Consider the following 19,912-nt stretch of genomic DNA (forward strand, 5'->3'; position numbering starts at 1 on the left):
CATGACGTACACCGAGGCATCGATGGACGCCCTGCGGCAGGCCGGTGACGAGCTCGCCGACGCCACCGTGGCCACGCTCTTCGAGAGGGGAGAGGTGGGCAAGTTCAACACCCTGATGCGGTACGTCTCCACCGTCGGAGCGCCCCTGCCGGACGGGCTGCCCGACGTGGCGCGGGAGTATCTGCGGGTCACCAGCACGCCGCCGGCCTGGGTGGACTGGGGCGAGATGGAGCGGGCCCGGCTGTTCTTCGTCGACAACAACGTGCACATCTCGACCGCCCTGTCCTTCGCATCCATGCCGGCCTGCTACGTCGTCCCGCAGGTGGCGAAGCTCCTGTCGGCCACCCACGGCCTCAAGTACCCCTCCAAACGCATGGCGGAGACGGGCCAGTTCACCGTCTACCTGATGCGGCCCGACGCCTTCGAGGCGGGCAGCCGGTTCATCCCCGCAGCCCAGAAGGTCCGCCTCCTGCACGCCTCCATCCGCCACCACCTCGAACGCGAGAACCGCTGGGACACGGAGGCGCTCGGCACGCCGATCCCCCAGGAGGACATGATCGGCGGGCAGATGTTCTTCTCGCTGCTCGTCCTGGACAGCCTGCACCGGCTCGGCATCCACATGTCCACGGAAGGCGCCGAGGCGTACTACTACGCCTGGCGTGTGGTCGGCGCGATGCTCGGCATCGACCAGGGCGCCGTCCCCAAGTCCCTCGACGAGGCACGGGAGTTCCTCGATCTGTACATGGTGCGGCACATGGCGCCCTCCGAGGAGGGCGCCGAGCTGACCCGGCAGCTCATCGACCTCTATGAGGAGATCGTGCCCGGCACCTTCTTCGACCCGATCGTCTCCGCGCTCATCCGCCACCTCGTCGGCGACACCTGCGCCGACTGGCTCCAGGTGCCGCGCACCCGCTGGGACACCGTGGTCAAGGCCGTGCCGCACCTCCTGGGCGTACTGGAGACGATCGAGGACCGCTCCCCGCTCGGGGCCTGGGCGCTCGACCGCCTCGGCCACCTCACCGCCGTCCTCGAACTGTCCTCGCTCACCCGTGGCCGCGTCATGCACTACGCCATTCCGGAGCAGCTCAAGAAGGACTTCGGCGTCGACGGATCGGTGCCCCGCACGCACCGGTGGACGCCGCCGCCCGCCACCGTCGCTCCCTGAACGGGCCGATGGGCTCGCGGTCGCTCACCGGATGTCGCACCAGGCGATCGCGTCCTCCACCAGGCTGCCCAGAACCAGGCGCCCGGCGTGCTCGGCCACTCCTGTAGCCATGCGGAACTGCCGCTCGGTGTCGGCCAGTTGACGCAACCCGCGACCTTGGCCGTCGACCTCCACGACAGCGGCGGCGTGCGCGGGCAGGGGCGGTAGCAGCCGGAGCGCGGCGGCCGCCGCCCGGCGCACCGGGGGAGCGGTCCGGTGCAGCCAGTCGAGGGGCGGGGTGGGCGGTCCGGCGAGCGCTACCCAGAACCCGCCGCCCGGGCTGCGGGACATGTTGTCCGGGAAGCCCGGCAGGTCCGGTGCGAACGTGTCGTGGCGGCCCGCCTCGGGGCCGGTCAGCCAATAGCGCGTGAGCCTGCGCGCACCGGTCTCGGCCACTACGACGAACGACTCGTCGGGTGCGAGAGCCACACCGTTCGCGAACTGGAGCCCGTCGAGCAGCACTTCGGGCTCGCCGCCCGGAGCCAGGCGCGCGAGCAGGCCCGTCGGACGGTGCTCCACGATGTCGCTGGGCCAGTCGGCAAGCCCGTACCGCCGACTGGACACCGTGAAGTAGACGGTGCCGTCGGCGGCCGCCGACGCGTTGCTGCAGAACCGCAGCGGTTGTCCGGCCACGGAGTCGGCCAGCACGTCCAGCCCGGGTGTGCCGTCGGGGTCGAGCCGGAGCAGTCCCCGTTGCGCGTCGCACACCAGCAGCCTCCCGTCGGTGAGGACGTCGAGCCCGAGCGGTCGCCCCCCGGTACGGCCGACCTCCACCACCCGGGGGCGACCGCCGGGACGCTCGGGCAGGTCGATCCGCAGGAGGCGGCCGTCGCCCAGGCCGGCGAGCACTCGTCCGGCGTGATCGAAGACGACGTCCTCGGGGCCCGTGCCGTCGAGCTCGATGCGGTGCAGCCGCGGCATGGGGGTGGGACCGTGGCGTCGGCGGCTCATGCGCCGTCCCTGCCCGGGCGGGACCGAAGCAGATGCTCCGGCTCCACGCAGGGGAGCGGGGCGACGGCCGCGCCGAGGAGCGCGACCGGAGCGGCCGGGAAGTGCGCCGGAAGGACGATGGGGACGGGTACGGTCGGGACGGTTACGGTGGGATTCGGCATGGCAGCCCTTCTCATCGCGGACAGGTCACCGGGCTTCGCGCTCGTATCGTCGCGGGTCTCCGCCCGCCGTGGGACGTCCGGGGGTCTTCCCGCGTACGGGCCGTCGGCACGGGTGACCGCTCCCGGCCCCGAAAAACCCGTCGCGAGGCCACGCGGACCCCGTCGCGGTGTGGCGGGGACGGCCCTGACGGGGCCGCCGGGAATCGGATCCAAGTCGTGGCGAATGGATCCGTGAGTTCGGGGCAGACGCGAAACGAATGTTATTTGTACGGGGGACGAGGAGGGGAGTGGCTGTGACTGCCGTAGCGACTGCGACGATGAGGACCGCTGAGCCGGAGACCGGACACGAGGTGTCGGCGCTTCCGGTGATCGAGGACCCGGCCCGCGTGGCCCCTCGTGATGCGCGGGCGCTGTCCCGGCAGTTCTTCGAGCGCCTCGCGGTGCTTGAGGAGGGCACGGCCGAATACCAGTACGCGCGCAACACCCTGATCGAGATGAACATGTCCCTCGTGCGGTTCGCCGCCCGTCGCTTCCGCAACTTCGCGGACGAGATGGAGGACGTGGTCCAGGTCGGCATGATCGGCCTGATCAAGGCGATCGACCGGTTCGAGCTCTCTCGTGAGACGGAGTTCGCGACCTTCGCGGTGCCCTACATCGTCGGCGAGATGAAGCGCTTCTTCCGCGACACCACCTGGGCCGTGCATGTCCCGCGACGCCTTCAGGAGCGTCGTAGCGAGCTGGCCCGGGCCCGCGAGGAGCTCGAAAGCCGCCTCGACCGCTCGCCCACCGTCAAGGAACTCGCCGCCCTCATGGATCTGAGCGAGGACGAGGTCGTCGAGGCCCAGATGGCGGCCAACGGCTACAACTCGGCCTCCCTGGACGCCGCACTCTCGGGCGACGAGGAGAGCGGGGAGGCGGCCCTGGCGGACTTCATCGGCGCCGAGGACCCCGCGATGGATCTGGTGGAGAATTTCCAGAGCCTCGCCCCGCTGATGGCCGAACTCTCCGACCGGGAGCGTCTGTTGCTCCAGCTGCGATTCGGTGAGGAACTGACGCAGAGCCAGATCGGCGAAGAGCTGGGAGTTTCCCAGATGCAGGTTTCCCGACTGCTTTCGCGTACCGTCGCCAAGCTCCGCGCCGGAATGTTCGAGACCGCCACACCCGCCACTGCCTGAGGGTCCGTACGTACGGAACAGAAGAAAAGAAATAGAGCCGACCGGGTTCCGAATCAAGCGCAGAGCTGATTCTTCCTGTCGGCTTTTTTTCGTGTTCGTCTTTTCGCGCTCGTCTCGTGTTCGTCGACTTTGGTTCTCGTGTGTCGGCACACAGCAGGGGCCGGACCCGTCGAAGGGTCCGGCCCCTGCCGTCGGGTGGTTCGGCTACCAGCGGTACCAGCGGCCGCTGCCGCCCCGGGGGCGGGCGACGAAGCCGACGAGCCACACCACCAGGACCACGATGGCCACCCACCAGAGAATCTTGAGGGCAAAGCCCGCGCCGAAAAGGATCAGCGCGAGCAGCAGCACGAGAAGAAGGGGAACCATGGCTATCGACCTCCAGTCCACCGTGTGCCCGAAAGGCACCCGTCACGCACTCGAATCGGCTTGATACATATTCCCTGGCTCAAGCACCCGAATCGCCTGACCGTCCGGAATTCTGGCGCAATCCCGTACCCTTGAAGAAGGCGGCGGACATCCTTCGGGCCCCTGCGGTTTGGATCGGCCGAATGCGGCGAGGAGTACTGCTGTCGCAGTTTGGCGTCGATTCGTGGGAGTGGTTGTCGTGTCCGGTGAGGAAAAGGGCAAGTCGAAGGTCGAGCAGGCCAAGGGCAAGGTCAAGGAGGCCGCCGGCCGTGCCGTCGGTAACGAGCGCCTTGAGGCCGAGGGCCGCGGTGAGCAGGCCAAGGGCGACGCCCGCCAGGCCAAGGAAAAGATCAAGGACGTCTTCAAGCACTGACCGAGTGCGCTGACCGACGCGGTCAGGATGCGGGTGCGGGCCGACCGGAAGATCCGGTCGGCCCGCACCCGTTTTCGTCCCGTCGCCGTAGTCGCATCCGTGGCGGCACCCCGGATGCGGTCGTCCTCGGCGGTACGGGGCGAGGCGGGGTGGCAGGGGGCGGCAGCCGCCTACGCCACCCGGTAAGGCCGGCGCAGAGCCAACGCGAGACGGCCCCTGCGACCCCAGGTGACCTGGAAAAGGACGAACAAGGTGAAGATCGCGGTGGACGACCTCGCCGGCTCCGGCCTCGCCGAATTCTTTGATGAACATGTCAGGCAGAGGGAGTCCATCACGCCTCCGGAGGGCGAACGAGCCCTCGATGCCGACCGACTGGCGTCAGGCGGGCTCGACAGCTTGCATGAGGCGCTGGAAGGCCGTCATGCAGGGCAGACAGTGGTGATCGGTCTGGGTGTCTTCGACGGGTTCGAGGGGCTGGCCGCACAAGGTGGCGCGCTGGTCGTGGGCGACGACGTGCCACACCCGGCGGGTGCCGGTAACGGCCGTGCCGACGTGCATTTCGTACATGGCAGTCCTCCTACAGGGGAGCACTCCACAGCACCATCCCCAGGAGCCCCACGCCTGTCCAGGACGCTATTCGGGTGAATCCGGCGCCGCCGTGGTTAGCCCGCGGCCGCCGGGCCGGGACGCCTGCCGAGCGGCAGGCGTGACGCAGGCCCGGGATGCTGTTCGGAGCCCCGGCCCGGACGTCAGAAGATCACCGTGCCCCACCGGTTGAAGCCCACCTCCGCCGCACCCGGTCCGTGCTGCCCGCGCGTGTCCGCAGGTGGCGGCCTCTCGCCTCGCGGGGAGCCGGCAGCTGCCTCCTTCGGCGGGACGGGACGACGCTTCGCCGGGCGCGGGCCTTTGATCCGATGAGCGCACTCTTCCATGGAGGGGGAAACGAGCGACCGGCCCGGGAGGATACGCCGGGCGCGTCCGGCGCCCGGAACGCACCTGCGCGCCCCCTGGAGGCGCTGGCGGTGTGACTGTCATCCGATTCGCTCGTTTGAAGGGCAAAGGCCACAACGTCCGCCCCGGAGAAGGTGTTCCACCATGCCAGCCCCACAACGCGAGCGTCATCCCCGTCCTGTCGGTCCGGTGCCCGCGCTCGGCCAGGCGGAGGCGACGCTCGTCGAGCACTACCCCCGGCTCGTCCGGCTGGCCTACCTCATCCTTCCGCCTCGGCTCGGTCGCCATCGGCGCGTGCTCGCCGCCCACGGCGTGGTACAGAACGCGCTGCCCGCCCGCCCCGCGCCGATCAAGCAGGGGCGGGTGCCCGCGCCGCGCGACGACCGGGACACCCCGGCCCTCGACTGGATCGTGCGGCGCGTGGTGAGCGCCGCCCTGTCGTACGAGGGCGGCGCCGCCCGCTGGCGCCGGGCCGTGCGGCCGGCGCTGCCCGCCGTGTGGGGGCTGAGGCTGACGCCCCGGATCGGTGGCGCCGACGAACTGGCCCTGGAGCAGCAGTTGGCGACCGTACCCGCCGGGGTGCGGGCGGCCTTCGTGCTCCAGCACCTGGAGGGGTACGCCCCGCACACCGCCGTCGAACTCCTGGCGGCGGCCGGAGTTCCGGACCCGGAGGCCGTCCTGCGCGCCGCCGAGGCGCTCGGGCCGCAGGACGGCACCCGGGCGGGGCTGCTGCTCGGCTCCGTCGAATTCGACCCGTGCACGGTGCAGGCCCGGCCCACGGACCTGCTGCGCCGTCGCCATTGGCGGCGCTGGGGGGCGGCCGGCGCCCTCCTGGTCGCGGTGGTGCTGACCGTGGGCCAGAGCGGCAAGGACCCGGTGTCGCCCGATCTCACCGGCCGCTCCGGCGCCGGAGTCGCGATGGTCGATCCGGCGTCCCTGGGGCGTGCCCCGGGTGCGGCCTGGCAGTCGAGTTCGCGCATCGACTTCACCGTCTGGCCCGCGCGCGGCAGCCTCGTCGAGGACCGGGCGCTGCTGGGCCGCGCGCTGCGCGCCTGGGCACGGCCGGGCGCGGACGTCCGCGTATCGGCCGCGCCCAGGACCGGGACGGGCCCCACGTCCGCACCGCCCCAACTCCTGTACGCGGGACAGGTGGACGACATCGACGTGGTCCTGTTCCACGACGCCGAGCGGATCGTGCGCTACGCGGAAACCGCCGGACACCCGGCCGAACTGACCTTCTCGCGCGCCGACAACGCCGATGTCACCACGGCCGCCGCGCTGGTCCTCGTCCGGACCGAGCACCGGACCCGCTTCCTGTTCGCCCCCTGGGTCGCCGAGTCGACCACGCGCGACCTGCTCGCACCCGACAGTCCGGCCCGCCCGCTGCACGTGGGGGACGACGGAGTCAGCGACGCGGTGGCCCGCCCCGACCTCGCCGGGCCGTGCACCAACTGGCCGGTCCTGCAACTGCGTTCGTCCGAGCGCATCGCCGAGAAGCACGCCTTCCTGCTCACCGACCTCGGCGATCCGTCGCCCGTCCACCTCACCTACACGCCGCCACCCGGCAGCGGCGCCCCGGCCCGTCAGCCACGCGAAGCGACCAGTTCGGCAGCGTTGGTGAGCTGGTCCCACGCGGCCTGTACGTTGCGGTCCGCGGCCGGGGGTGGCGTACGGGCGGTCAACAACTGGGTGTTCGCCGAACAGCAACTGCCGGAGAACGCCGGCCAGGCGGAGTGGCTGTGCTCCCGGGCCGACACCTGGAACGGCCCCGGTCGGGCCGTCGTACGGTTCCAGCCGCCCACCACGGCGGCACGCGAACCCGGCACGCTGATCGCCGACGCGCGCGACACCTCGTACTGCAGTCGCTTCAACCAGCACCTCCTGGCCGACGCCCGCTGGAGCGCGCCCTCGGGCACCCCGTACCTCCTCGCCGCCGGAAGCCGTGCCGTCACCCGGATCACCGTGACGGGCCAGGTGCGGGCGGACGGCACCGGCACGACACTCGCCGTCAAGGCGCCCCCGGGGCGGTCGGCCGACATCAGCGGAGTGCTCAGCACCGGAAGGACGCTCGGCGCCGTCCACTGAGGCCACGGCGAGCAGCATCCGGCCCGAAGGGCAAGTGGACAGCCATGTGCGCGAGGGGCGGCCGGTGTGAATACTGGGTTGTGCCGCCACCGCAACTCGTAGGCCGGGAAGGGGAGTTGACGCGACGGCGGCCAGGGTCCAGCCCGCCCCGCTGTCGAAGGAGCACCGCCATGGACGACTGGTACGTGGACGACCGTTGCACCAACTGCGATGTCGCCCGCCAGTTCGCGCCCGAACTGATCGGTGAGGCCGACGGGAAGTCGCAGATCCTGCGCGCGCCCGGCGACACGGCCGAGAGGCGGCGTCTGCACGCCGCCGTCTTCGCCTGCCCGACCCGCTCGATCCGCCTCAGGTCGGGGCGGGTGGACCGGAGTCTCGACCCGTTCCCGATGGAGCTGGACGACGGACTGTGGATCTGCGGGCACAACTCCCGGCACACCGCCGCGGCCAACTCCTACCTCCTGCTGCGGCCCTCCGGCACCGTGATGATGATCGACACCCCGCGCTGGAGCGCCGAACTCGCCACGCGGTACCAGGCGTTGGGGCCGGTGACCGACGTTCTGCTGACGCACCGGGACCACGCCGCACATGGTCGCCGTTACGCCGACCGCTTCGGTGCCCGGCTGTGGATCCACGAAGGGGACCTTGACGCGGCTCCGGACGCCGACCGGGTCGTGAGGGGCCTCGATCCGATGGAGATCGCGGACGGGGTCACGGTCCATCCACTGCCCGGCCACACCCGCGGGAGCGTGCTCTACCTCGCGGACGACACGTACTGCTTCAGCGGTGACAGCTTCTACTGGTCACGTGCCGCCGGGGACCTGGAGGTGGCGGACAGCGTCACCTGGTACTCCATCGAGGAGCAGGCGGCCTCCCTGGCCAGGACCGCCGGGCGGCTCCGCTTCGCCTGGGTGCTGCCGGGCCACGGCGACCGCCACCGGCTGCCGGCCGCCGAGATGTCCCGGCGGCTGCGGGCGCTGACGGAACGCGCCGCACTGCTGGAGTCCCGGCCGGTCGACTTCACCGCCGTGCGTTGGTGACGACGGGGATCGCGGGGCGAGCGAGGCGCGTGGTGGGGTGTGGCACCGATCTCCCCATCCGTGCCACACCCCGCTCCACAGCGGCCGCCGGCCCTCTGCCCGGCGGCCGACCGGGGCCCCTCAGCCCCGGTCGTACAGGGGGACCCGCAGTCCCACGACGGGCCTCGCACACCGCGGTGTCCAGAGCGGCGCGGGTGCGTACTGCGGCGATCCGGCGCCCATCCGGCGGCTACCGGCCACTGCGATCCGGCCGGGGCCGACCACTCCGCTCCGGCTGATGACCGCGGTCATGACCGTCCTTCGGGGCGGTGTACGAGGTGACGGGTGTAGGCGTCGGTGGTGAAGAACTCCGGCAACTCCCGTGACAGCGCCGTGCGTTCGAAGAGTCCGCGAACGGAGTCGACGGCAGAAGGGGGGAACTCCGAGCCCAGCAGGCCGAGTTCGTGTTCCACCAGCCGCTCGACCGCAGATCGCTCGATCACCCGGTGCCGCAGCCACTGCCATATCTGCACCCGCGCGATCTCGGCAGCGGCGGCGTCCTCCATCAGCCCGTCGATGGCCACCGCCCCGCGACCGTCCAACCAGACGGCGAAGTAGCGCAGGGCGACCGCCACGTTGGTGCGGACCCCCTCGGCCGTGGGCGGGGCGCTGATACGGCGTACGGAGACGAGCTGCGCGGCTGTGACCTCGACGTCGTCACGGGTGCGTTCGAGTTGGTGCGGGCGGGAACCGAGCACCTCGTCGAAGACCTCGCGACAGACCGGTACGAGTGCCGGATGGGCGACCCGGGAACCGTCGAAACCGTCCTCCGCCTCACGTTCCTTGTCGAGCCGGACCTTGGCGAGTGCCGCCCCGTGGGTCCCCGTGTCCTTGCTGGGCACCTGGGCGGCCGTACCGCCGATGGCGTGGGCGCCCCGCTTGTGGCAGGTGTGCACCAGCAGTTCGGCGCAGGCCCGCATGAAGGGGGCGGTCATGGTGACCTGGGCCCGGTCCGGCAGCAGGAAGTCGGTGCGGTGGCCGAAGGTCTTGATCAGGCTGAAGAGGTAGTCCCGGCGGCCCATGCCCAGCCCCGCGCTGTGCTCGCGCAGCTCGTAGAGGATCTCCTCCATGGCGACTGCCGCCGTGATCGTCTCGATCAGGACGGTCGCGCGGACGGTGCCGCGGGGAATGCCGAGACGATCCTGGGCGAAGACGAAGATGTCGTTCCACAGCCGGGCCTCGTCACGGCTCTGCAACTTCGGCAGCGAGAAGTACGGCCCGTGCCCGGCGTCGATCTGACGCCGGGCGCAGTGGAAGAAGTACAGCCCGAAGTCGACGAGGGAGGCGGGCGCGGGGCGGCCGTCGAACTCCAGATGCGCTTCGGTGAGGTGCCAGCCCCTGGGCCGCACGGCGATGGTGGCGAGCTGCTCGCCGAGCCGGTAGTGCTTGCCCTCGGCAGTGCTGAAGTCGATGCGGCGCTCGATCGCGTCGAGCAGAGTGAGCTGGCCGCCCACGATGTTGTCCCAGGTGGGTGCGGTGGCGTCCGCGAAGTCCGCGATCCACACCTGGGCGCCCGAGGTGAGGGCGTTGACCGCCATGCCGCGCTCCGGCTGACCGGTGATCTCCACCCGGCGGTCGGTCAGACCCGGCGCGGGCGGTGCCACCCGCCAGGACTCGTCCGCGCGGATGCCGGCCGTGGCGACGGAGAAGCCGAACGGGGATCCCGAGGCCAGCCGGGATGCCACCCGCTCGCGTTCCCTGAGGACGTGGAGGCGGCGGTCGCCGAACTCGTCCACGAGGAGGCCGACGAACTCCAGGGCCTCGGGCGTGAGGATCTCGTCGTGCCGGTGTCCCGGAGCACCGAGGACCCGGGCACGGACGGTCGGGGCGGAGATGGTCATGCGGGGCTCCTCAGCGGGAGGGGCGGGGGCCGGGCGGCGACGGTCGTGCGGCCCCCCGCCCTCGGGCACGGGCACGGCGGTTCGTGGAGCGGGCGGAGGGCGGCGCGCGCCTCCTAGTGGAACTGCTCCTCCTCGGTGGAGCCCGTCAGAGCTGTGGTGGAGGAGGCCGGGTTGATGGCCGTGGAGACCTGGTCGAAGTAGCCGGTGCCGACCTCGCGCTGGTGCTTCACCGCGGTGAAGCCGTGCTCCTGGGCGGCGAACTCCCGCTCCTGGAGATCGACGTAGGCGGTCATGCCGTGCTCGGCGTAGCCGCGGGCCAGGTCGAACATCCCGTGGTTGAGGGAGTGGAAGCCGGCCAGGGTGATGAACTGGAAGCGGTAGCCCATGGAGCCCAGCTCGCGCTGGAACTTCGCGATCTGGTCGTCGTCCAGCGACGCCTTCCAGTTGAAGGAGGGCGAGCAGTTGTAGGCCAGCATCCGGTCCGGGTGCTCCGCGTGGATGGCCTCGGCGAACTCGCGGGCCTGCGCGAGGTCGGGAGTGCCGGTCTCGACCCAGATGAGGTCGGCGTACGGGGCGTAGGCGAGGCCGCGGGCGATGACGGGGGCCATCCCGCCCCGCACCCGGTAGAAGCCCTCCGCGGTGCGCTCGCCGGTCACGAACCGTGCGTCGCGCTCGTCCACGTCGCTGGTGAGCAGGTTGGCCGCCAACGCGTCGGTGCGGGCCACGATCAGGGTGGGCACGTCGGCGATGTCGGCGGCGAGGCGTGCCGCGTTGAGGGTGCGGATGTGCTGGGAGGTGGGGACGAGCACCTTGCCGCCGAGATGGCCGCACTTCTTCTCGGAGGCGAGCTGGTCCTCGTAGTGGATTCCGGCGGCGCCGGCCGTGATCATCGCCTTGGTCAGCTCGAAGGCGTTGAGGGGACCGCCGAACCCGGCCTCGGCGTCGGCGACGATGGGGGCGAGCCAGTCGGTGGTGTCGGTGCCGCCCTCTGCGGTGGCGATCTGGTCGGCGCGCAGCAGCGCGTTGTTGATCCGACGCACCACCTGGGGAACGGAGTTGGCGGGGTAGAGGCTCTGGTCGGGGTAGGTGTGCCCGGCCTGATTGGCGTCGGCGGCCACCTGCCAGCCGGACAGGTAGATCGCCTGGAGGCCGGCCTTCACCTGCTGCACGGCCTGGCCGCCGGTGAGTGCGCCGAGCGCGTGGACGTAGTCCTGTTCATGCAGCTGGCGCCACAGCCGTTCGGCCCCGCGCCGGGCGAGGGTGGCCTCCTCGCGGACGCTGCCGGAGAGCCGCACCACGTCCTCGGCGGTGTAGGTACGCTCGATGCCCTTCCAGCGCGGGTCGCTCGCCCACCGCCGCGCCAGTTCCGCGGCCGCCGCTGTCGTCCTGTGTGCCTGTGCCATGACCGTCTCCCGGTGGATCGTGAACCGTGCTTCGTGAACGGTGCCAACACGCGGCACTGGGTGCCTTCGTGGTGGTGAGATCGCGGCCCGTCGTTCCCCCTGCCGGCAATCCGAGCAATGGTGCGGAGCTGGCCGAAGAGGGCGGGGATTCCCGAGGTCAGGGCCTGAATCGGTGTCCCGGTTCCGCTTCGGCCGACGGGGTCCGGCGGGCCGCGTTACGACTCTGACACTGGCACTCGGTGCCAACAAGCAGGGGAAGATGCCAAGTTCTGCGTATCTTTCCCTCGCGCTTTGCCAACGTTGCCAACTCCGTGAACGGCGTCGGGGCGACTACGATCACGGACAGTGCAGACGATCGCCACCACACGGGAGCCACGGGTGAGCAAGACGTATGCGGGGGCGCGGCTGCGCCGACTGCGCGAGGACCGGCGGATGAGCCAGGCCGACCTGGCCCGCACGCTCGCCATCTCGCCGAGCTATCTGAACCAGATGGAGCACGACTCGCGGCCACTGACCGTTCCCGTACTGCTGCGGCTGACCGAGGCCTTCGGGGTCGATCCGGGGTTCTTCTCGGAGCGCGACACCAGCCGTTTGGTCGCCGACCTGCGGGACGCCCTCACCGGCGAGGTCTCCCTGGGCCGGGTGTCCGCGTCGGACCTCTCGGACCTGGCCGCGCGCATGCCCGCCGTCGCCGCGGTCCTGGTCGAACTGGGCCGCCGCAACCAGCACTTGACCGAGCAGCTCGCCGCGGTGGCGGAGGGCCGGGGGCCCCGTACGGCGGCCCAGCCGCGTTCCCCGCACGAGGAGATCCGCGAGTTCTTCTACCGTCGGCAGAACTACCTGCACGACATCGACCTCGCGGCCGAGGACCTGGCGGCGGAAGCCGGCGTACGGCCCGGGGAAGTCCTGCGCGCGCTCTCCGCACGCCTCGGTGAACGGCACGGGGTGAGGACGACCACGGCCACGGACTCCGAGCGGCTCCTGCACCAGTACGACGCCAACGCTCGCGTGCTGCACCTCTCCGGCCGGCTGCGCCCGGGCCAGCAGGCGTTCCGGATGGCGACTCAACTCGCCCTGCTGGAGCACGCGGAGGGGATGTCGGCACTGGCGTCGGAGGACTTCGACGAGTCATCCGCCGCATGGCCGCTCGCCCGCATCGGCATCGCCAACTACTTCGCTGCGGCGCTGATCCTGCCCTACCGGCGCTTCCACGCGGCTGCCGAGGAATCCCGCTACGACATCGAGCGCCTCACCGACCGGTTCGGGCTCGGCTACGAGACGATCTGCCACCGCCTCAGCACCTTGCAGCGCCCGCGGCTGCGCGGGGTGCCCTTCTCCTTCGTCCGGGTCGACCGGGCCGGCAACATGTCCAAGCGCCAGTCCGCCACCGCCTTCCACTTCTCCCGGGCGGGAGGCACCTGCCCGCTGTGGAACGTGTACGAGGCCTTCGCCGCCCCCGGCCGCATCCACGTCCAGGTCGCCGCGATGCCGGACGGCCGGCGCTACCTGTGGACCGCGCGGGCGGTCACCCGGCACCGGGGCGGCTGGGGCGAGCCGGGCAAGACCTTCTCCATCGGCCTCGGCTGCGAACTCCGGCACGCCGCACGGCTGGTGTACTCCGACGGGCTCGACCTGGACAACACCTCCGCGGCCGTCCCCATCGGTATGGGCTGCCGCCTGTGCGAACGCACCGACTGCCCCCAACGCGCCGTACCGCCCCTGGACCGGCGCCTGGCCATCGACGAGAACAGCAGCACGTTCATTCCCTACCCGGTGACGGACGCGCAACCGGTGGCGGACGCGTCGGCGGCCGACGGCTCAACGTCCGTCCGCAGCAGGTGACATGGCTCTCGCCGGTGTCGTGACATGACCCCGCACGCCCTGCCGCAGCACCCACCGCTCCAGCTCCACCACGTCCGCCCCGTCGAGCAGCGCCGGGTCGACCGTGGTGCGGATCTGGTGCGGGATCCCGGCGTCGAGGAGCAGGCGCAGGCTGCGGGCGGCCGGGGCCGCGCTGTTGGCGACGCCCGTGACCCTGTCGTACGCGGCAGGCGCGGCCTTCACGTCGAAGCCCACCCAGTCGAGCAGGCCCTCCGAGAGGAGCCGATCGAAGCGGCGCGGGTAGGCGCCGCCGGTGTGCAGGCCGGTCTCGAAGCCGAGCGCCCTCGCCTCGCGCAGCGCGTCGGCCAGCCCCGCCTGGAGGAGGGGTTCGCCGCCCGACAGGACGATGCCGTCCAGGAGCCCGCGGCGGCGGCCGAGATGGGCCGTCACCGTCTGCCAGGAGACGACGGCCGGTGAACGGGGCGGCAGGAGTGCGGGGTTGTGGCAGTATCCGCACCGCCACGGACAGCCCTGGCAGAAGACGGTGGTGACCAGGTGGCCCGGCCAGTCACAGCTGGAGAGCCGCGACCAGCCGCCGATCCGTATCACGCCGTCGTCCCCGCACCTTCGCGGGGACGCGCACTCTCGCGGAAGTGGACCCGCTCGGCGTGCTCGCCCTTCTTGCCGATGTTGAAGGAGGCGACCGGGCGGTGATAGCCCATGACGCGCGTCCATACCTCGCACAGGGCGTCACACCGGGGGCAGTTGACGTGCTCGCCCGCCAGGTATCCGTGCGCGGGGCAGATCGAGAAGGTCGGCGTCACCGTCAGGTACGGCAGCGAGAACCGTTCGAGGGAGCGGCGCACGAGGCTGCGGCAGGCCTCCCCGGTGGAGATGCGCTCCGACATGTACAGGTGGAGCACCGTGCCGCCGGTGTACTTGCCCTGCAACTCGTCCTGCATCTCCAGCGCCGTGAACGGATCGTCGGTCCAACCGACCGGCAGCTGCGAGGAGTTGGTGTAGTAGGGGTGCGCGTCCGAACCGGCCTGGAGGATGCCGGGGAAGCGCCTGCGGTCCTCCTTCGCGAACCGGTACGTCGTTCCCTCCGCCGGGGTCGCCTCCAGGTTGTACAGGTGGCCGGTCTGCTCCTGGAACTCGACCATCCTGGCCCGCACATGGTCGAGCAGCCGCACGGCCAGGGCGTGTCCCGCGGGGGTGGTGATGTCGTGGGTGTCGTACGTGAAGTTCCGGATCATCTCGTTGATCCCGTTCACGCCGATGGTGGAGAAGTGGTTGCGCAGCGTGCCGAGGTAGCGCCTGGTGTACGGGTAGAGCCCGCCGTCGATCAGGTCCTGGACGGTGACGCGCTTGATCTCCAGGCTGGTTCGGGCGAGTTCGAGGAGTCGGTCGAGCGCGGTGAACAGGCCGTCCTCGTCACCGGCGTGGACATGGCCCAGCCGGGCGCAGTTGACGGTGACGACGCCGAGGGAGCCCGTCTGCTCGGCGCTGCCGAACAGTCCGTTGCCGCGTTTGAGCAGCTCGGTCAGGTTCAGCTGGAGCCGACAGCACATGGAACGGATCTGGTTCGGCTGGAGGTCGGAGTTGATGAAGTTCTGGAAGTACGGCAGCCCGTACTTCGCCGTCATCGCGAACAGCCGCTCGGCGTTCTCGCTCTCCCAGGGGAAGTCCCGGGTGATGTTGTAGGTGGGGATGGGAAAGGTGAACACCCGCCCGCCGGCGTCGCCTTCGGCCATCACCTCGATGTACGCGCGGTTGATCAGGTCCATCTCGGCCTGGAGGTCCCCGTAGCGGAAGTCCATTTCCACACCGCCGATCACGGGCACCTCCGCACGCAGATCGGCCGGGCAGGTCCAGTCGAAGGTGAGGTTGGTGAACGGAGTCTGGGTGCCCCAGCGCGAGGGCACGTTCAGGTTGTGCACCATCTCCTGGACACACTGCCGGACCTCGTCGTACGTCATGGCGTCCTTGCGGACGAACGGAGCCATGTACGTGTCGAACGAGCTGAAGGCCTGGGCGCCGGCCCACTCGTTCTGGAGCGTGCCGAGGAAGTTCACGACCTGGCCGGCCGCGGCGGAGAAGTGGCGCGGTGGCCCCGAGTCGATCTGGCCGGGCACCCCGTTGAACCCCTCGGTGAGCAGAGTGCGCAGCGACCAGCCCGCGCAGTAGCCCGCGAGCATGTCGAGATCGTGGATGTGGAGGTCGCCTTCGCGATGGGCGCGCCCGACCGCCTCCGGATACACCTGGTCCAGCCAGTAGTTGGCGATGACCTTTCCCGCGGTGTTGAGGATCAGGCCGCCGAGCGAATAGCCCTGATTGGCATTGGCGTTGACCCGCCAGTCGCTGCGGTCCAGATATTCGGTCACGGAATCGACGGCGTCGACAACAGTCACGTCGGCCCTCCCACGAGGCGTCGGAACGTTCTCCGGGCGTGAGTACGCGCGGATGTGCGCCGGCAGGTATCGGACTCGCGGGTTCGTACGAGTGCGGATGCGTACGCACCCGGCCGTCGTTCCCACTCACCGTTGCGGGGCAGTCCCGGATTCCCACCGGGTTCCCTCTTGCCTCGACGAACGGCATCAGCCGCAGCCGTCGAACCGGCAGAACGAAACACTACATCTGTGATGGGAGGCGATATGCCGACACAAGATGTTGTGTGACCTTGGTCCCGTATGTCGGGCCATGGGGAAGGGACTTCGGTCCCGGCGGGCGGCGGTGACAGGACAGGTACCGCCCGTCGCGCGTCAGGGTCGGCCGACCGCCGACCGCCGACCGCCGACCGCCGACCGCCGACCGCCGACCGCCGACCGCCGAGCGCTTGCGCGTGGGTCAGGCGATGAGCGAGGCGACCGCCTTGTCCACCGGAACGCTGCCGCCGATCAGCTCCAGGGTCTGCCCCGCCGTGCCGGGCTCATGGAGCAGGGCGGCCAGGACGGAGGCGACGTCGTCGCGGGTGATGGCCCCGCCCCCGGTGGACTCGGCGAGGGTGACCAGGCCCGTGCCCGGCCCGTTGGTGAGCTGGCCCGGGCGCAGGATCGTCCAGTCGAGCCCGGCCCGTGCCTGGACGTCCGCGTCGGCCGCGGCCTTGGCGTACAGGTAGGCGGCGAATACGGAATCGGAACCACGGGGCGCGGGCGCGTTCCGGGCGCCCAGCGCGGACACGACGATGAAGCGCCGCACCCCGGCGGCCTCCGCCGCGTCCGCGAACAGGGCACACGCCGCCCGGTCCACGGTGTCCTTGCGGGCCACTCCGCTGCCCGGCCCGGCGCCGGCCGCGAACACGGCCGCGTCCGCGCCCGCCAGGTGCGGGGCGAGTTCATCGAGGGACACCGACTCCAGGTCGCACACGACGGGCTCGGCACCCGCCGTCAGTAGATCGCCTGCCTGCCCCGCTTTGCGGATGATCCCCGCGACGTCGTCTCCGCGTGCGTGCAGCAGCCGTGCGAGCCGCAGTGCGATCTGACCATGACCACCAGCGATAACAATGCGCATGTCACCGACCCTAGGCGCCCGGCCCGGACCGCGCCGGGAAATCACCGATCCTCCACGCCCCCTGGCCCCCGCCCCGATGGCACCACCGCAGCGGGGTGGTGTCGGCGCAGCGGTTCCTCAGGTGGGCAGGCCGGCCAGCCAGCCGGTGAGGAGCCGGTTGACCTCGGCCGGACGTTCCTGCTGGATCCAATGGCCGCAGTCGTCGAGCACATGGGAGGCGACGAGCCCCGGCAGGGTGTCCGGGTACGCCTTGATCGCATCGGACAGCCATGTCGTGGACGCGTCGCGGGCGCCGCCGATGAACAGGGACGGCTGGGTGATGGGGGCGCCGTCGTAGGCGGCGAAGTCCTCCCAGTCGCGGTCCATGTTGCGGTACCGGTTGAGGGCCGGGGTGAGGCCGGTGTGCTCGAACTCGCCCACGTAGAAGTCGAGTTCACGCTCGCCGAGCCAGGCGGGAACCCGGCCGGCGGGGAAGCGCTCGCGCAAGGTGCCGTTCCTGCTGACGAAGTGCGGGTCCGGGGCTCCGGGGGCCGGCATCGTGTCGGCGGACAGTGCCGCGTAGAAGCCCGTCAGCCAGCCGCGGACATCCGGCTCGATCTCCGCCTCCGCGCGGCCCGGTTCCTGGAAGTACGAGACGTAGAACTCCTCGTCCCCGCCCATGCCGTTGAAGAGTTCGCTGGGGCGCGGCCCGCCGCGCGGCGCGTACGGAACGCTCAGCAGCCCCACCGCGCGGAAGACCTCCGGGTGGCACAGCGCGGAGTTCGCCGCGATGGCCGCACCCCAGTCGTGACCGACGATCACCGCCGACTCCTCGCCCAGAGCGCGCACCACCGCGAGCTTGTCCTGGACCAGCTCGACCATCCGGTACGCGGATGCGGCGGCCGGTTTGGAGGAGCGGCCGTAGCCGCGTACGTCGAGGGCGACCGCGCGGAAGCCCGCCGCCGCGAGCAACGGCAACTGATGACGCCAGGAGTACCAGGACTCCGGGAACCCGTGAACGAGCAGCACCAACGGCCCGGTTCCCTGCTCCACGAGATGGATCCGGCCGGCCGGGGCGGGGACCGATCGATGCGTGACCTCCGCGCTGTGCTGCGCCATGCGTTCCCTCCGGGACCGTCGATCGGATGCGAGCCGGACCGGCCCGGCTCGCCGTTCGACTGGTTCACCTCAGGCCCAGCTGCTGTTGGCAGGCGCGTACGACCGAAGGGTCAAATCCGGTGCCCTTGGCCCAGGCGCACACCTGCCCGGGGTCATAACGGGGGCGGGGCTGTTCGCGGTGGTGATGCGGCGGGGTCGCGGGCGCGGGGTGCCGGGCGGCGGCCCGACGCTGGACCGGGGTGCGGTGAGCGGAGGTTGCCGTGTCCTGGCGCGGGCGGTCCGGGGCCGGCCCGTCCGGCGGCCGGACGCTGCCCGTGCCGCGGGTGGTGGGCGCCGAGCCGGTCGCCGGGGCCAGGGCCTCGCGGGCGGGCGCCTGCTCCGGCCCGGGCGACACGGCGGTGAGACGGCCGCCTTCCGGCTTCAGCTGCCGGTCGGGCGGCCCGGACTCGGAGGCGACCGAGACGCAGCCTGTGGCGAGCAGCCCGGCGCACACGACGAGCAGCAGACGGGGCCGGGCCATCAGGACGTCTCACCGGGGAGGGCCGTGGCTGTCGCCCCGGTGGTCGTCGTGGAACGGATGGCTGCCCTGGCGCGCATGCGCATGAATACCCCTCTTGGAAGCTCCTGTACTGGAGGAACTTCGTAGCGGGCGGTCGAGACGGAAGTCGAGCCGAGGGGAGGTCCGTTCATTCCTGAGCGTGAGAAACGTGATCATCGCACCGGGCGACCGTCGCGACGGTCCGCAGGCTCGCCGGTTCGCCGGGCGTCACCGGACGTCACGGTTCGCGTCCCGTGCGCAACGGGCACGTTCACACGGATGGCGTAACGCGCCCGGCCGCCCAGGACGGCTGCCGCCGTGCGTGGTGGCTGGGGGTGGTGGCCCGCGGGTGAGCCGTTGCGCACGGTCGGTTGCGGTCGCCGGGGCGGGTGGGATGTGGCGGGGTGGTAGCGAGGGCCGAGGCTCCGTGTGCGGATGCCGCCGTGCCCATCCCCCGACAGGTCAGGAGTGATCCGCATGAGTACCGGTGACATGTTCAACCGCCCCGAGGGTCTCAAGGGCTTGGTGGCTTACGACCCCGATGGAGAGAAGATCGGCGGGGTCGAACAGGTCTACCTGGCCGACGGCTCGGGCCGCCCGGAGTGGGTCACGGTCAAGACCGGCCTCTTCGGCACCAAGGAGTCGTTCGTGCCGCTGGCCGGCGCTCGCCGTGACGGCGACGCCCTGCACGTCGCGTATCCGAAGAGCCTGGTGAAGGACGCCCCGCGGCTGGACGCCGAGGAGCACCTCGACGCCGCGGCGGAAAGCGAGCTGTACCGCCACTACGGCGTCGACGGCTACGGCAAGCACACCCCGGGGCCCGGTGGCGCCGCCGGGAGCGTCGATGTCCCCGGGAATGCCACGGGTACGGACGTCCACGCCCGGTTCGCCGGTGACGAGGACGCCCTGATCCGGTCCGAGGAGCGGCTGCGGGTCGGTACCGAGAACGAAGAGGTCGGCCGGGCGCGACTGCGCAAGGTCGTCGTCACGGAGGACGTGACCACGACCGTCCCGGTCAGCCACGAGGAGGTTCGCGTCGTGCGCGAGCCGATCCGCGAGGGCGACCGCGCGCGCGTGGACATCGGTGAGGCGGAGACCGAGGTCACGCTCCACGCGGAGCGCCCGGTCGTGCGCAAGGAGGCCGTGCCGGTGGAGCGGGTGCGTCTGGAGACGGAGAAGGTCACCGAGCAGAAGGAGGTGTCCGACACCGTCCGCAAGGAAGAGATCCGGTACGACGACGCCACCGGCAAGGACGAGCGCCGGCGCGGCGAGGGCGGCCGGGGCGACCGCCGTCGCTGACCGGCGTCGCCTGCGACA

At 71.1% G+C, this 19,912-nt stretch carries 18 protein-coding genes and 1 riboswitch; of the genes, 7 read left to right on the forward strand and 11 right to left on the reverse strand.

All coding sequences use genetic code 11. The annotated features are described in order from the left end of the window. The first annotated feature begins 1 nt into the window (after position 1). Complete coding sequence (locus CG740_RS03960; RefSeq protein WP_100573435.1) at positions 2–1,165, forward strand: oxygenase MpaB family protein; 1,164 nt, start codon at positions 2–4, stop codon at positions 1,163–1,165. Positions 1,166–1,189: 24 nt separating this feature from the next. Here the strand turns inward: CG740_RS03960 and CG740_RS03965 are convergent, their stop codons facing one another. Together CG740_RS03965 and CG740_RS39540 are read right to left on the reverse strand one after the other, a co-directional pair. Further along, the gene (locus tag CG740_RS03965; RefSeq protein WP_199846314.1) at positions 1,190–2,155 is read right to left on the reverse strand and encodes an SMP-30/gluconolactonase/LRE family protein; all 966 of its coding nucleotides are present in this window, start codon (positions 2,153–2,155) and stop codon (positions 1,190–1,192) included. After that, positions 2,152–2,316: a hypothetical protein gene (locus CG740_RS39540; RefSeq protein ID WP_159030221.1), complete on the reverse strand. Its 165-nt coding sequence runs from the start codon at positions 2,314–2,316 to the stop codon at positions 2,152–2,154. The genes CG740_RS03965 and CG740_RS39540 overlap by 4 nt, the downstream gene beginning before the upstream one ends. Positions 2,317–2,633: 317 nt before the next feature. On the opposite strand from CG740_RS39540, the gene CG740_RS03970 reads away from it, so the two are divergent. After that, the gene (locus CG740_RS03970; protein ID WP_100573437.1) at positions 2,634–3,491 is read left to right on the forward strand and encodes a SigB/SigF/SigG family RNA polymerase sigma factor; all 858 of its coding nucleotides are present in this window, start codon (positions 2,634–2,636) and stop codon (positions 3,489–3,491) included. Positions 3,492–3,695: 204 nt separating this feature from the next. Here the strand turns inward: CG740_RS03970 and CG740_RS03975 are convergent, their stop codons facing one another. Further along, positions 3,696–3,857 (reverse strand): hydrophobic protein, encoded by a 162-nt coding sequence (locus CG740_RS03975; protein ID WP_100573438.1) that lies wholly within the window; start codon positions 3,855–3,857, stop codon positions 3,696–3,698. A gap of 238 nt (positions 3,858–4,095) precedes the next feature. On the opposite strand from CG740_RS03975, the gene CG740_RS03980 reads away from it, so the two are divergent. Further along, entirely contained in the window at positions 4,096–4,269 is a 174-nt protein-coding gene (locus tag CG740_RS03980; protein WP_100573672.1) for a CsbD family protein, read from the forward strand. Positions 4,270–4,647: 378 nt separating this feature from the next. On the opposite strand, the gene CG740_RS03985 is transcribed toward CG740_RS03980, so the two are convergent. Next, a complete protein-coding gene (locus CG740_RS03985; protein ID WP_100573439.1) occupies positions 4,648–4,836 on the reverse strand; it encodes a hypothetical protein in 189 nt (62 codons plus the stop codon). A 528-nt stretch (positions 4,837–5,364) separates the two neighbouring features. Here CG740_RS03985 and CG740_RS03990 point away from each other — a divergent pair. Both CG740_RS03990 and CG740_RS03995 read left to right on the forward strand, forming a co-directional pair. Beyond that, positions 5,365–7,305, forward strand: coding sequence for a hypothetical protein (locus tag CG740_RS03990; protein ID WP_100573440.1), 1,941 nt, complete (start codon positions 5,365–5,367; stop codon positions 7,303–7,305). Between the two features lie 170 nt (positions 7,306–7,475). Next, on the forward strand, positions 7,476–8,345 hold the full coding sequence (locus CG740_RS03995) for an MBL fold metallo-hydrolase (protein ID WP_100573441.1): 870 nt from the start codon (positions 7,476–7,478) through the stop codon (positions 8,343–8,345). A gap of 287 nt (positions 8,346–8,632) precedes the next feature. Here the strand turns inward: CG740_RS03995 and aceB are convergent, their stop codons facing one another. Continuing rightward, positions 8,633–10,225 carry a malate synthase A gene (gene aceB, locus CG740_RS04000; RefSeq protein ID WP_100573442.1) on the reverse strand — a complete coding sequence of 531 codons (1,593 nt, stop codon included), beginning with the start codon at positions 10,223–10,225 and terminating at the stop codon, positions 8,633–8,635. Positions 10,226–10,338: 113 nt separating this feature from the next. After that, positions 10,339–11,628, reverse strand: coding sequence for an isocitrate lyase (gene aceA / locus CG740_RS04005; protein ID WP_100573443.1), 1,290 nt, complete (start codon positions 11,626–11,628; stop codon positions 10,339–10,341). 378 nt (positions 11,629–12,006) lie between these two features. Between aceA and CG740_RS04010 the strand changes: the two genes are divergently transcribed. Then, positions 12,007–13,470 carry a short-chain fatty acyl-CoA regulator family protein gene (locus tag CG740_RS04010; protein ID WP_100573444.1) on the forward strand — a complete coding sequence of 488 codons (1,464 nt, stop codon included), beginning with the start codon at positions 12,007–12,009 and terminating at the stop codon, positions 13,468–13,470. Here CG740_RS04010 and CG740_RS04015 read toward each other — a convergent pair. From CG740_RS04015 to CG740_RS04035, 5 genes are all read right to left on the reverse strand, one after another. After that, the gene (locus CG740_RS04015) at positions 13,447–14,058 is read right to left on the reverse strand and encodes an anaerobic ribonucleoside-triphosphate reductase activating protein (protein WP_199846315.1); all 612 of its coding nucleotides are present in this window, start codon (positions 14,056–14,058) and stop codon (positions 13,447–13,449) included. The genes CG740_RS04010 and CG740_RS04015 overlap by 24 nt on opposite strands. Continuing rightward, positions 14,055–15,860 carry a ribonucleoside triphosphate reductase gene (locus CG740_RS04020; protein ID WP_234376032.1) on the reverse strand — a complete coding sequence of 602 codons (1,806 nt, stop codon included), beginning with the start codon at positions 15,858–15,860 and terminating at the stop codon, positions 14,055–14,057. Before CG740_RS04020 ends, CG740_RS04015 begins: the two co-directional genes overlap by 4 nt. Before the next feature lie 44 nt (positions 15,861–15,904). Then, a riboswitch (cobalamin riboswitch) is annotated at positions 15,905–16,084 on the reverse strand. Between the two features lie 212 nt (positions 16,085–16,296). Continuing rightward, positions 16,297–16,959 carry an NAD(P)H-binding protein gene (locus CG740_RS04025; RefSeq protein WP_100573446.1) on the reverse strand — a complete coding sequence of 221 codons (663 nt, stop codon included), beginning with the start codon at positions 16,957–16,959 and terminating at the stop codon, positions 16,297–16,299. 117 nt (positions 16,960–17,076) lie between these two features. Next, positions 17,077–18,057 carry an alpha/beta fold hydrolase gene (locus CG740_RS04030; RefSeq protein WP_100573447.1) on the reverse strand — a complete coding sequence of 327 codons (981 nt, stop codon included), beginning with the start codon at positions 18,055–18,057 and terminating at the stop codon, positions 17,077–17,079. A gap of 64 nt (positions 18,058–18,121) precedes the next feature. After that, positions 18,122–18,577, reverse strand: coding sequence for a hypothetical protein (locus CG740_RS04035; RefSeq protein ID WP_100573448.1), 456 nt, complete (start codon positions 18,575–18,577; stop codon positions 18,122–18,124). A 495-nt stretch (positions 18,578–19,072) separates the two neighbouring features. Between CG740_RS04035 and CG740_RS04040 the strand changes: the two genes are divergently transcribed. Further along, the gene (locus CG740_RS04040; RefSeq protein ID WP_100573449.1) at positions 19,073–19,894 is read left to right on the forward strand and encodes a DUF2382 domain-containing protein; all 822 of its coding nucleotides are present in this window, start codon (positions 19,073–19,075) and stop codon (positions 19,892–19,894) included. Positions 19,895–19,912 lie beyond the last annotated feature (18 nt).

Source organism: Streptomyces sp. CB01201, assembly GCF_002803085.1.
GTDB lineage: Bacteria > Actinomycetota > Actinomycetes > Streptomycetales > Streptomycetaceae > Streptomyces > Streptomyces hundungensis.